Source organism: Luminiphilus sp. nBUS_07, from assembly GCF_051201685.1.
Classification (GTDB): Bacteria; Pseudomonadota; Gammaproteobacteria; order Pseudomonadales; family Halieaceae; genus Luminiphilus.
This window is the reverse complement of record NZ_CP179213.1, coordinates 2223241-2236557: the sequence shown is the minus strand read 5'-3', so window position 1 is coordinate 2236557 and position 13317 is coordinate 2223241. Positions and strand designations below refer to the sequence as shown.

The window sequence follows — 13317 nt, the reverse complement described above, 5'->3', positions numbered from 1 at the left end:
CTGGACTATTGTTGGCACAAGGGTGCTGCGTATCATCGAAGCTCCCATACTGAAATCACCGTGTTGGGTCGCTGTGGCGGTGCACAGCGCCCTCTGCTCTTGTGCTAAGACAGGGTCGATGGCAGTGGCTTTAATGCGGCAACTCAACCACGATGGGTGCCTTCGCTTTCGGGGCGGTGCTCATTGTTTGCTGGCTTCAATTGCCAGTCGCTCAGCTCTCCTTTGCAGTTTTGCCGTTAGGCTCAGCCCCACGGTCGGTAGTGACCAAGGACACACTGCGATGCAAATCGCACAACCGGAGGTCTCTGCGAAATAGGGGATGCAGCGCTCAAAGTCGACGTACCATTTATCGACGCCTCTGACGGTCTGCTTCTCTGGAGTAATGGCTTCAGGGGGGCAGGCGTTCTCACAGACGCGACAGCGACTACAGAAATCATCCACTCCAAACTCTCTAGGCGGCGTGCTGGCAAAGGGAGCATCGGTCAGCACTGCAGATAATCGAAATGCTGAACCAAACTCTTTGTTGATGATAGATCCATGCTTTCCCAACTCACCAAAGCCGCAGGCAATGGCGGGGGGAATCATTAAAATTTTTCCTGTCATTGGTCCGGTTACAGCGTCGGCTTGGTAACCCTGTTCGCGTACCCACGCCGCGACTTTTTTTGCAGCGGCAGCCGCACGAAGGTATTGCCGCGTGACATCCTTTCCGCCTCGAATGTCTGGGACGTGCTTCAACTCTTCATAATCGTGTTGTACGCCGATCATGACAATATTGGGAAGCGTCGTGTCTTCATGATCGAACACCCAGTCGGCCTCAAGCGGGGTGACGCCGGTCATTTCACAGTCACCTGAATCAATAAACTGTTGCAGCTGATCGGTCCAATTTTGCGGTGGTTTCATCACCTTTTGGGTCGCAATGTCAGGTACGGATTGCGCTACCACCTTGTGGCGTGACCTTCTGAGTTCAAGCATCTCCTCGTCGGGTTGTTCCTTTGAGTAAAACCACTTTTGCGCCTCACCGAAGGGGGCAGTCTCCGGGTTTGGCGCCCACCAAACCATGGTTGGGCGCCGCTTTTGAGGCTCACCAACGCCATTAATCGTATTGCCACTGTGGTCATGCAATAGTTTGGTGAAGTTCTCGTCGGGCGTGAAGTGGTGTGACTTTTTGGAGGCCATAACAATGCGTTCCGTCGATGCGTCAACGGAGAGATTAGTCTGGCAACTGGGTATTGGCTAGCCTTTGCATTGATGGCGATGTAGTTTCTTTCCGTACCCCATGAATTCGGTCTTCTGACGCTATCGAATAGCGTACCGTGCAAATTGGCGAGGGCTGGTTGTGGTTGCTGAGGCCCGCCCCAAGAAAACAAGCCAAAATATCAAGCGGTCGCAAACAATTCCGGTTGGTTGATCTGGCTACTTTGATACTTAATGGGGGGGTTGAAGCCTAACTCAGTGCGGACGTCTTCGAGAGATTCTTCAAGGCGATCTTCCCAGCAAATAGCAGGCATCCAAGCGGCTTGCTGTCCTATGCTTCTGCCCTCATGAATTAAAGCCTCAATATCCAGTGACGGTATCTCCTGTCGATACTTGCGTGTCCCCATTTTGATGATGAAGTTAATGCCTTGATTGGGAACCTGAGTTGTCATGAAAGACAACAGGCTTAGCTCGCCGATGGGATTCCGCCCGTATCCGGTTAATACGTGTTGCAAGTCGCGAATATCTCTAAGGCGATTGCCGGTCCAACGCTCATCGGCTGTAAATCCAACATTTTCCTTAGTGCCCTCACTAGAGGCGATAAGGCCATCAGCAGAGAGATTCTGCATGTGGATAAACTGCCAATAGGTATACCCGATTGAACCTGGGGGCATGGCCGATAAGCGCTCGCTATCATTGAGTAGGTCCACGATATTAGGTTTTTTGGCTAATAGCTCTCGACCGGTGGCGTCATCAGATAGTCGCTTTACCGTGCGGCCAATTACATCGCCGCTCAGCGCATCAATGATTTTAAAAACCTGACGGGTATCGTCGGGGTCTTTTAGCAGTTTTCTCGTCGCAAGCAGTGCTGCAAATGGCTTGACGCGTTTACGGAGAAGCATACGTTTCAGAGAATTCATAGCTTGCCTAGTAATGTTGCTGCCGTAACTGTAAGGGTGTGACTGCATGATTTTAGTTGAGCATTTGCTACTGCGCCGCGACAGACTGGTCGACCTGTCAATCGCGCCAATTCGGCAGTATAGCGAGGCGATCGCGTTAATAGTGAATCATTATCGGCCACCCCGGCGAGTTAAGCATTGATATGGCCCTCTCTTTACATGTTTACCTTTGGGCATTGGAAACCTATCTGATGCGGGTTAATGAAGTGGTTCTGTTCATGAGTAGATCGGCGTAAATGTCTTGGGGATCCTTTGATTGGCCTTGCGCTTTTAAGTGGGGCAGGGCAGGGTGAGCCTTTTCCGAGTGATGCTTTCAACATGAATCAAGAGCGCCAAACCCATTACCGAGCCTGTCATTTGTGCGAGGCTATTTGTGGTGTCGTTATAGAAACCGAGGGGCCTGAGGTGGTCTCGATTAAGGGCGATTCCGATGACCCCCTCAGCCGCGGGCATATTTGTCCCAAAGCCGTGGCCCTGCAGGACATCCACAGCGATCCTGACCGGTTGCGGAAACCGGTTAAGCGGGTTCGTGGCGCTGACGGGGGTTATGAGCATCAGCCCATTGAATGGGATGAGGCGCTGGATCTTGCCGCCATGGGGCTGGTCGAGACGATCAAAAATCATGGCGTCGACGCCGTCGGCATCTACATGGGCAACCCTACGGTGCACAACTACGGCATGATGACGCACCAAAGTGCTTTGTTTAAGCACATAAGAACACGTAACCGCTATTCAGCGACGTCAGTCGACCAGTTGCCTCATCACTTAATTTCATTGTGGCTTTTTGGTCACAAACTCATGTTCCCTATTCCTGATATCGATCGAACTGATTATTTCCTTATGATCGGCGCCAACCCTGTTGCCTCCAATGGAAGTATTTGGACGGTACCCGATGTTAGAAAGCGGATTAAATCGCTGACCGAGCGCGGCGGGAAGTTGGTTGTCATCGATCCCAGAAGAACGGAGACCGCCGAGTTGGCCACAGCGCACCACGCGGTGAAGCCCGGCACCGATGCTGCGCTGCTTCTCGCAATGATTCATCTGCTATTTCGGGATAACTTGGTTCAGCTCGGGCATTTAACGGATTTTGTGGATGGTCTTAGCGACATTCAGCAGGCTGTGGTGCATTACACGCCCGAGTGGGCTGCGTCGCACACTGGGATGGCTGAAGAGGACATTGTTCAGTTGACCCATGATTTTGCGGCGGCTGATAAAGCGATTTGCTATGGCCGTATGGGCGTTTCGACCCAGCGGTTTGGCACCTTATGTCAGTGGGCGATTCAGGTTGTGAATGTATTGACCGGTAACCTTGATCGGGAGGGAGGCAGTTTGTTTACTTTGCCTGCAGTTGATCAGGTTGTGGGTGCCAGCCCTGGTGGCTTTGGTCGGCATACCAGTCGCGTACGACAGCTGCCAGAGTTTGATCGTGAGTTGCCCGTTGCTTGCCTAGCTGAGGAAATTAGGACCCCGGGTGAGGGCCAAATTCGTGCGCTCTTCACTGGCGCCGGAAATCCGGTGTTGTCGACCCCAGCGGGGGACGATTTAGACGGGGCGCTGGAGGGCTTAGATTTTATGGTGTCTCTCGACCCGTGGATCAACGAAACAACTCGCCACGCTGACGTTATTTTACCGCCGACCTCACCCCTAGAGCACGATCACTATGATTTGGCGTTTCACGTAAACGCTATGCGTAACACTGCGCGTTTTAGTGAGGCAGTTTTTGACAAGCCAGAGGGGGCTTTGCATGACTGGGAGATTTTTCAGGGTCTAGGCGAGCGTGTTGCTGATGCGCTTGATCTTGAGGCCCGCAAAGCAGTACCGCCGCATGTCATTATTGATCGAGGGTTAAAAGCGGGCCCTTACGGTGATAACAGCGAGCACAAGCTTTCAATAGAAGCACTCCGTGCCACACCCTCGGGTGTTGATCTTGGTCCGCTCAAACCCCAACTCCCCGAGCGCCTCAAAACACCAGAGCAACGTATAAACCTTGCGCTGTCCGCTATATTTGACGATTTAGGCCGACTTGAGCAGCAGCTTAATGAGGCTAGTCAGGGTTATCGACTGATAGGGCGGCGGCATGTGCGCGACTGCAATTCCTGGATGCACAACTTCACACGGCTTGTGAAAGGTCCTCAGCGTTGTACCTTGCAGGTTAGCCCCGATGACGCTGCGCGTGAAGGTTGGCTAACGGGGTCTCGCGTGAGCGTATCTAGCCGGGCGGGGAGCATTGAAGTGGAGCTGGAGATAACCGATACAATGATGTCGGGGGTAGTAAGTTTACCCCACGGCTATGGCCATGGCCGGCCAGGTACTCTCAGCGGGGTTGCCAACGCCCATGCCGGGGTTAGTTGTAACGCTATTACAGAAGCGACGTACCTTGATGAGCTGACGGGGAACGCTGCTCTTAATGGTGTAGGGGTGGTTATCGCCAGCCTTTGATTATGGCTGAGGGCTGCTGGGGCTTAAGCTGCGAGTTTTCTTCTGGATTCACCGTTGACAAACAAAGACGGGCTCGCCGCATTTATTGGTTTTTTGTAGACTACGAATTACTGCTACGGAGCGCGCTGATCGCGATATAATAGCCACTATGAGCGAATCGTCGGTTGACAGAAAAATTGAGCTAATCCCAACCCAGCAGGTTAAAAGTGGTGAGAAATTCACCACTGAAAGGGGGGTGCGAGCGATCAAAGATGGCATTAAACGCAGTGCTACAGCCTCTGCCGCGTTGCAAAAGCCCGATTGGTTGCGCGTTCGCATTCAAAGTACGCCCAATTATGCCGCGGTAAAAACTATCGTACACGACAATGATTTGGCGACGGTTTGCGAAGAGGCGAAGTGCCCCAACATTAGTGAATGCTGGAGCGCAGGTACTGCCACGATTATGTTGATGGGTGATGTTTGTACTCGAGCCTGCCAATTTTGTGCGGTGAATACAGGAAATCCCCAAGGTTGGTTGGACCCCGAAGAGGCGGCTAAGACGGCCCGAGCCGTGCAACTGATGGGGCTCAAATACGTGGTTCTGACTTCGGTGAATCGGGACGATTTGCCCGACGGCGGGGCATCTCGATACGCCGAGGTGGTGATTGCGGTAAAAAAGCAAAACCCAGAGACGGCAGTAGAAGCCTTGACTCCCGATTTTCTGGGAGATACGGGAGCAATTGAAATTTTGCTCGACTCGGGTATTGAGGTTTTCGCACAGAATATTGAAACTGTTGAGCGGCTGACCCATCCGGTGAGAGATGTCCGTGCGACCTACCAGCAAACCCTGTCAGTGCTAGCCCACGGTAAGCAATACCGGCCTGATGTCATTACTAAAACATCCATCATGTTGGGACTGGGCGAATCAGAAGAAGAGATCGTGCAGTGCATGAAGGACTGTCGAGAGCATGGCGTTGATGTCATTACTCTCGGGCAGTACCTGCAACCGACAAAAAATCATTACCCAATAGCACGATATGTCACTCCGGAAGAGTTTGAGCACTATCGCGATGTAGGTCTGTCGTTAGGGTTTATGGAGGTTGTGTCTGGAGCCATGGTGCGTTCAAGCTATCGAGCAGAACGGGTGCTTGAGGGCAATAATGTGGGTTTGAATTGATGGCCTTGGCGCCGCCATTAAAGCTTCTCTATATCAGCGCGGTACAGTCTCGCTGCGGTGATGGTATTTTGTCGCTGCAATCAAGAATCAATGTTGGCGTTCTCAGCCGGGATTTTGAGATTTCGCTTGCTGTTGTTGGTCCTGTAACTGCAGAGGGACTGCATCGTTTGCGTGTCGACCTTGGCCCCCTCCGTGTTACCGGCGGTTTTGAAGCGAGCAGCGCAGACACCGATTGCGAGAAAGGGTTGAGGCGCTTAATGAAAGAGCGTTTTGGTACAACTAAGCTTTGCGCGCGTTTACAGACAACGATTCAGCGTAATGTTGAGGCCTTTGATGCGGTAGTCGTCGACGGCTTGCTGTCGTGGCCTTATCGACCGATCGGCACCGACGTGCCTATGGCCTTTATTCCCTATGGTCAGGGTGTAATGGACGATGAAGATAATACGACAGGCATAGGCAGTGATTCACGGGAGCCCTATCTCGTCGATGTTTGCCGTGAGGTAGAGATGGTCTTTATCCGCCCCAGCCTCGCCGCTAGATTGTCTGAGCGTGGTGTTTCAATGCGGCAGCTTCAGTACAGCTTTAGCCACCCAACCGGCGCTAAACCCACGTTAGCTGAGGTCGACTTCAATCGAACCGAGCCGCGCATTGGTTTCTATGGTTATTTGGGCGATGCCGGTAATGTGGCTAGCGTGAACTGGTTTTTAAAAGAAATTTGGCCGGTAGCTCAGAGAATAATTCCCGGCGTTGAGTTTCATATTGTCGGTTCTGCACCGTCCCGAGAGTTCATTGAGCATATCTCGGCAATGTCTCGGGTTTTTCTGCACTGGAGTACTGACGATCACCACCTACTGGACCAGCGTTGTCGGGTTGTCGTCGAGCCGCTACTTTTTGAAGACCACGTCGATGCAAAATTAGTGAATGCCATGGCCAGGGGAATACCCACAGTCACCACCCGTCACGCTATGCGAAGGTCGCACTTTCGCATGCGCTCCGGCGTTGTTGTGGCTGATAGCCGCGAAGAAATGGTGGTGGCCATTAACCGGATGATGTCCGACTCGGTTTTCTGGAAGCAATCAGCCAGAGAGGGTATGGCGGCGGCTCGAGAGCAGTTGCCGCGCTTTGAACTGGCACATTGCATGAGGCGTGAGCTTAACCGTTATCATCGCCACACCTTAAGTGTCTGAAAAGCATCGAGCGTATTTATTGTGATTGAGGTGGTGTAGCTATGGAGCAGGAATTCCAGCGAGTGGGTCTGCTTGGTCGGCGGGAGCACCCGGGTGTCAATCAGATCGTGGCCGATCTACTGGCGCTTTTAGATGCGCGAGGTGTTGATGTGGTGCTTGAGGATCGACTCGCGACCCTGTCGCACTTTGAAAAACGTGCGATGCAACCCCGAGAGGCCATTGGTGAAAGTGTAGATTTAGCCATAGTGATTGGCGGCGATGGCTCACTGCTAAGCGCCGCTAGAACGTTAGTGCGGCACCATACGCCAGTTATTGGCGTTAACCGGGGGCGACTTGGTTTTCTGACAGACGTAAGCCCTGACGATTTAGTGGGTCAAGTAACAGCCGTGCTTGACGGTGACTACACTCGAGATTCTCGATTTCTGCTCGACACTGAAGTGCTGCGCGATGGCGAGGTAATTGGCGCGGCAGAAGCTCTCAACGATGTTGTCGTAAACTCCGGAACATCTGCTCAGATGATTGAATTCGAGCTCACCATCGACGGCGAGTTTGTCTATCGCATGAATGCTGATGGGCTTATTTTGGCAACGCCAACAGGTTCTACCGCCTACTCAATGTCGGGGGGCGGCCCCATTATGAATCCTGCTCTCGATGCCATTGTTTTAGTTCCTATGTTCTCGCACTCTCTTACGAGTCGGCCAATCGTTGTCCACGGTGACTCCAAGATTAAAGTTGATGTTGTCTCGCGCAACCAAATACATCCTTTGGTGACCTGCGATGGCCAGGTTTCCTTGACGGCTCTCCCGGGTGATTCGGTTACCGTTAGTAAAAAGGAAGAGCGGCTGATTTTGCTGCATCCGCCGGGTAACAGCTTCTATGCAAGTTGCCGTGACAAGCTACGATGGTCCGATGCCCTTACCCAGTAAGATCAGATCTTCCCCAATTGCCTTTGTGCTGGTTGCCCTCAGCACTTTGGTGTTTCTGCTTTTTAAAGAGCTGGGTTTGTATGGGCCGCTTCTTCAGCTTTTCAATTTTGTTCCTGTAGAACTTACGTCCCGTGGAGGTCGCCTGGGGGAACCCGGTGGTGACTGGTGGCGCTTCATCACTCCAACGTTGTTACATTTCAGTTGGATGCATTTGGTTTTTAACTGTTTATGGATCTGGGAGTTTGGACGTCGTATAGAAACCTCTCTGGGGTCACTCAATCTGACAGGCTTATATTTAGCGTCTGCAGTGTTTTCAAACAGTGTTCAGTATTTTATTTCCGGCCCTTCGATATTTGGAGGAATGTCGGGTGTTGTCTACGCGTTTATGGGATTCATCTGGGCGGGAAATGCGCTTCGTCCAAATTGGATAGAACCGCTCCCGCCTGCTGTTGTGGGATTTATGTTGATCTGGCTTGTTGTCGGTCTAGTGGGGGCGCTGCAAATCCTAGGCGCTGGGGCGATTGCTAATGGCGCCCATCTCGGGGGACTGGTAATCGGTGTTTTATTGGGCGGTGTATTTGGTTTGCTGTCTCGGTTTGATAGATCTTAAAGAGGAGAGAGAGCTTGACTGATCCGTATCTGGAAACAGTTCGTGCGATGGGGCCAGAACTCTACGAGCGTATGGTGCAGGCACTGGCCACGGGTCTGTGGCCTGACGGTACAAGCGTTACCGCTGCGCAGCGAGAACATACGATGCAGGCGGTCATAGCCTGGGGTGAGTTGAACTTGCCGCCAGAGGAGCGCATTGGTTACATCGATAAGGGACATAAAGCCGGCAGTAGCTGTGATGATCCCCAACCGATGACCTGGTTAGAGAAGGAAGAAAACAAGTGACAGATTTGTTCGGTCCAGTGAGAAAAATGCGAGTCGCTTTGAATGATCCGGTGAGTTACACCTTCATTGCTGGCGATCAAGAGGTATCGGTTAATCCCTGGCTTGGGCGCAAAGTTAGTATTCATTTCACAGGCGCTATCAACTGCGTACATTGCGATAGATTAACCAAAAAAAGCTTTAATCAGGGTTATTGCTACCCCTGTTTTCAGCGATTAGCTCAGTGTGATACCTGCATTATTAAACCTGAAAAGTGTCATTTTGCTGAAGGAACTTGCCGGGAACCAGAGTGGGGTGAAACGAACTGTTTTGTGGATCATATTGTTTACCTTGCCAACACGTCTGGAGTGAAGGTTGGGATCACACGAGGTACTCAAGTTCCCACTCGTTGGATCGACCAAGGTGCCACTCAGGCGAAACCAATTGCGCGTGTTGCCACTCGTTATCAGTCGGGTCTACTTGAAATTCTGCTGGCGCAGCATGTGGCAGACAAAACTGCCTGGCAAACGATGCTTAAAGGTAACGGCAGTCCTGTCGACCTACTGGATAGGCAGAGGGCTCTGGCTGATATCTGTCATGAGGGCATTACCGAATTGCAATCTACCTATGGCATGCAAGCGATTCAGTGGTTGGATGACTCAAGTAGTGTAAGTATCGACTATCCAGTTTTAGAGTGGCCAGTAAAAGTAAGCTCGCACAACCTGAACAAAACGCAGAAAATCGAAGGAACGCTGCTGGGCATAAAAGGCCAATATCTGATGTTTGATACGGGGGTTATCAACATTAGAAAATATGGCGGTTATAACTTGGAAGTTAAGGTGCACGACAATGCGTGATGGCAGCCCGAAAACGATCTATAGGAAAGAATACACGGCACCAAAATTCACCATCTCTGATGTGGATTTGACCTTTGCAATCTATGACGGATACACGCTCGTATCCAGCAAATTGCGATTGCAGCGGCAGGTGAAGGATGAGGCGCCATGGATCCTTGATGGTGAGGATCTTGAGATTGAGTGCATAGAAATAGATGGTGCGCCCCTGCAACCTCACCAATATAGTTACGATGGCAGTCAATTAACGCTGCCCGCCATAGATGACAGCTGTGAGCTGTTCACTAGGGTGCGTATTTTTCCAGAGACCAATACAGCCCTCGAAGGCCTCTACAGATCTAGAACCATTTATTGCACGCAGTGTGAGGCAGAGGGTTTTAGGAAAATAACGTTTTTTCTGGATCGTCCCGACGTATTGGCCATTTTCAAAGTCACTGTTGAGGCCGATAAACAGACCTGTCCGGTATTGCTGAGCAATGGTAACTCGGTATCCCAAGAAGATTTACCTGAGGGCCGCCATCGCAGCAGTTGGCACGATCCATGGCCGAAACCCTGCTACCTGTTTGCGCTCGTGGCCGGCGAGCTTGAGTGTGTGTCAGATGCATTCACTACGGCCTCTGGTCGTGAGGTGGCGCTGAATATCTTTGTTGAAGCTAAGGACGTCCATTACTGCGATCACGCTATGGACTCGTTAAAAAGATCAATGCAATGGGACGAAGAGGTTTACGGTCTTGAATATGACCTTGACCTATTCAACATTGTGGCGGTTGACGATTTCAACATGGGCGCCATGGAAAATAAGGGCCTCAACATCTTCAACACTTCATGCGTTTTGGCCTCCCCTGACATCACCACAGATGCAGGGTATTTAAGGATTGAGTCGATTGTTGCGCATGAATATTTTCACAATTTCTCGGGCAACCGAGTCACCTGTCGTGACTGGTTTCAGCTGAGTTTAAAAGAGGGTTTTACTGTATTCCGTGATTCCCAATTTTCAGCAGACATGAATTCCCCCGGAGTGAAGCGTGTTGAAGACGTCAGCTTTCTGAGGACCCATCAATTTGCCGAGGATGCAGGCCCAATGTCGCATCCTGTTCGCCCGGATAGTTTTATTGAAATTTCAAATTTTTACACTTTAACCGTGTACGAAAAAGGCGCTGAGGTTGTGCGAATGTTGCACACGCTGTTAGGTCACGAGCTGTTCACCGCAGGTGCGAAACTTTATTTCAAGCAGCACGATGGTCAGGCGGTTACCTGCGATGACTTTGTGTCTGCGATGGAGCAGGTTTCCGGCAAAGACCTTACTCAGTTTCGTCGCTGGTACGAGCAGTCAGGAACGCCAGAGCTAGTGATCGACGATCAATATGATCCTATGGCAAAGCGGGTCACTCTGACGGTGACGCAAAACAATGGCTCTGGTCCGGACGGTTCGAAAAAGCCCCCGCTTCATTTGCCTCTGGCTATTGGTTTAGTGGTCAATGGACAGTCTCACACCTTCGAAGAGGGCAGCTCAACGCGCTTGCTTGATGTCACAGAGGCAAGCCAGACCTTTCAGATCGACAATGTTCAAGATAAACCAGCGGCGTCTTTGTTGCGGGGCTTTTCAGCCCCAGTTCGGCTTCGTAGTGCAGACGACGATGACACGTTAGCGGCGCTAATTAGTAACGACAGTGATGAATTTGTGAAATGGGATGCAATGCAGCGCTACTCATCAAGAGTTATCGAAGCTCAGATGCGTGGCGACCCTTTGTCGGATGCCTTTACTGCGGCTTACAGAAAAGCAATGTCCAGTGATACAGACGATGCTATGAAAGCGTTGTTGCTTTTGCTGCCGTCTGAGGAGTCCCTTGCTGACCGGCAAGCGCAACAGGGCTCTGTCGATGTTTTTCAAATTAGGGAGGCTAGGGAGCGCGTCAAGAACATACTAGCGATTGAGTTTGAAGATCAATGGACCGATTGGTTCAGCAGCTACGCTATTTCAGAGCCCTATCAGCCAAATGGTTGGCAAATTGGTAGAAGGGCTTTGCGCCATCTGTCATTAAGTTATTTGTGCTACGCACAGCCTGAGGCGTTGGAGTGGGCTAAGGCTATGCTGCGCAACGCAGACAACCTCAGTGACCGTCTGGCAGCGCTTAGGGTATTGGTCAACGCTGACAACGAGTCGGTGCGCAATTCGGCGCTGGAAGATTTCTACCAGAATTGGCAACACGAGGCGCTCATCGTTAATCAATGGTTTACCCTTCAGGCGACAAGGCCTAGCCCAGACACTGTTGAAGCTGTACTACAGCTTCAGAATCATGGGGCTTTTGATTGGCGTAATCCGAATAAAGTTCGGGCGTTGGTAGGAGGCTTTGCCTCTGCCAATCCGACGGCATTTCATCGGCAGGACGGCGGGGGCTATGCATTGTTGGGAGATGTAATTGCGAGAGTGCAATCGGCGAATCCGCAGATCGCGGCTCGGTTGTGTACGCCGCTGACACGCTATCGTCGTTATGCACACGGGGTCGATGCAATGCAACAGCAACTAGAGCGTATTGCGGGTCTTGAAAATTTGTCGCGAGATGTTTTCGAAGTCGTGGGTAAAGCGCTGGAAAAGTAGTTACTCAGAGGTCTCAAGCACACTGCTGGTTTCAATTTCGATGGGGCGATACCGCTCATAAATGGCTTCAATTTCACGGTGCTGGCTCAGAAGGGCCTGTAGCACTCCCGGGTGAAAGTGATCGGGGTTGGACTTTTCATCCCCGCTAACCAGTATTTCCATCGCTATATGGTGAGGCAGGGCGGCGCGGTAGGGTCTGTGTGAGCGCAAATTGTCGTAGGTATCTACTGCGTGAACAATGGCTGCTTCAATACTGATTTCATCGCCTTTAAGGCCTTGGGGGTAACCCGTGCCATCCCAGTTTTCGTGATGCTGTAGGGCGATATTCTGCGCAACTTCAATAATAGGATCATCATAGTGTTCAAGAAGTGCGGCACCCAGTCGTGTATGGTCTTTTGTTTTTTCGAACTCCTCCTCGGTGAGTGTCCGTTCGGCGGTGTAAATATCGGTCGGTCCTCCGAGTTTGCCGATGTCGTGTAGCAGACTCGCAAGCCTTATTTGCTGACACTGCTGAGCGTCAAGGCCCAAGCGTACACTCACACAAAGCGCCATCTCTGAAATTCTATGAACATGTTGTTCGATGCCAGGTGAGTAATGTTCTGCCCCGATAGCAGCTATCTCAGAGGTGGCTCCCATGCCGTCCCGGATCGAGCTTGCCACCTTAAGCGGTGTTTTGTCGGATTGCTGTATGTGTAGCATGGAATTCTGAAAATTTCGGTAGTGCTTTTGATTGATACTGTCGGTGGCGTCCGATAGCTCTTTGAGAAGTTCCTCAACGACTATTGGCTTAAAAAGAAATGCAAACGCCCCAAGTTTTAGCGCTGAGATGATCGCATTGCTGTCACTGTTGCCTGTTATAAAAAGGGCTTCAAAAACTCGGTCGTTGGGGGATTCGATTTTCTTTATGGCGTCTAGGGTTTGTAATCCGGTAGCTCGGGGCATACGGATGTCGAGCAGCAAGATTTCAATCATCTCGTCTGCGCGAAACTTCTCAAACGCATCAATTCCGTCAATGGCAGTCGTCACTTCATAGCCTTGCTCTGTGAGCAGTTCACGGAGTTCGGTTCGTACCTGTGAGTCGTCTTCGGCGAGCAATATTTTCATGGTGAATTTATGACTAGCCCATATGAGGT

Annotated in this window: 11 protein-coding genes; 8 read left to right on the top strand and 3 right to left on the bottom strand. The window is 51.2% G+C overall.

Going from position 1 to position 13317, the window contains the following annotated elements:
* Positions 1-180: 180 nt before the first annotated feature.
* The gene (locus ACMAZB_RS09960; RefSeq protein ID WP_435216858.1) at positions 181-1176 is read right to left on the bottom strand and encodes a 4Fe-4S dicluster domain-containing protein; all 996 of its coding nucleotides are present in this window, start codon (positions 1174-1176) and stop codon (positions 181-183) included.
* 200 nt (positions 1177-1376) lie between these two features.
* A complete protein-coding gene (locus tag ACMAZB_RS09955) occupies positions 1377-2114 on the bottom strand; it encodes a Coq4 family protein (RefSeq protein ID WP_435216857.1) in 738 nt (245 codons plus the stop codon).
* Positions 2115-2471: 357 nt separating this feature from the next.
* Here ACMAZB_RS09955 and ACMAZB_RS09950 point away from each other — a divergent pair, with 357 nt between their 5' ends.
* The 8 genes from ACMAZB_RS09950 (at position 2472) to pepN (ending at position 12184) form a co-directional block, all read left to right on the top strand.
* Positions 2472-4592 carry a molybdopterin-dependent oxidoreductase gene (locus ACMAZB_RS09950; RefSeq protein WP_435216855.1) on the top strand — a complete coding sequence of 707 codons (2121 nt, stop codon included), beginning with the start codon at positions 2472-2474 and terminating at the stop codon, positions 4590-4592.
* A gap of 148 nt (positions 4593-4740) precedes the next feature.
* Positions 4741-5748 carry a lipoyl synthase gene (gene lipA / locus ACMAZB_RS09945; protein ID WP_435216854.1) on the top strand — a complete coding sequence of 336 codons (1008 nt, stop codon included), beginning with the start codon at positions 4741-4743 and terminating at the stop codon, positions 5746-5748.
* On the top strand, positions 5748-6935 hold the full coding sequence (locus tag ACMAZB_RS09940) for a glycosyltransferase family 4 protein (RefSeq protein WP_435216852.1): 1188 nt from the start codon (positions 5748-5750) through the stop codon (positions 6933-6935). The genes lipA and ACMAZB_RS09940 overlap by 1 nt, the downstream gene beginning before the upstream one ends.
* Before the next feature lie 41 nt (positions 6936-6976).
* Positions 6977-7861, top strand: a complete 885-nt coding sequence (locus ACMAZB_RS09935; RefSeq protein WP_435216850.1) for an NAD(+) kinase — start codon at positions 6977-6979, stop codon at positions 7859-7861.
* A complete protein-coding gene (locus tag ACMAZB_RS09930; RefSeq protein ID WP_435216848.1) occupies positions 7845-8471 on the top strand; it encodes a rhomboid family intramembrane serine protease in 627 nt (208 codons plus the stop codon). Before ACMAZB_RS09935 ends, ACMAZB_RS09930 begins: the two co-directional genes overlap by 17 nt.
* Before the next feature lie 14 nt (positions 8472-8485).
* A complete protein-coding gene (locus tag ACMAZB_RS09925) occupies positions 8486-8755 on the top strand; it encodes a DUF1315 family protein (RefSeq protein WP_435216847.1) in 270 nt (89 codons plus the stop codon).
* Between the two features lie 26 nt (positions 8756-8781).
* The gene (locus ACMAZB_RS09920) at positions 8782-9588 is read left to right on the top strand and encodes a DUF2797 domain-containing protein (protein ID WP_435220072.1); all 807 of its coding nucleotides are present in this window, start codon (positions 8782-8784) and stop codon (positions 9586-9588) included.
* Complete coding sequence (gene pepN, locus ACMAZB_RS09915) at positions 9581-12184, top strand: aminopeptidase N (protein ID WP_435216845.1); 2604 nt, start codon at positions 9581-9583, stop codon at positions 12182-12184. The genes ACMAZB_RS09920 and pepN overlap by 8 nt, the downstream gene beginning before the upstream one ends.
* Here pepN and ACMAZB_RS09910 read toward each other — a convergent pair whose 3' ends face one another.
* Positions 12185-13288, bottom strand: a complete 1104-nt coding sequence (locus ACMAZB_RS09910) for an HD domain-containing phosphohydrolase (RefSeq protein WP_435216843.1) — start codon at positions 13286-13288, stop codon at positions 12185-12187.
* Positions 13289-13317 lie beyond the last annotated feature (29 nt).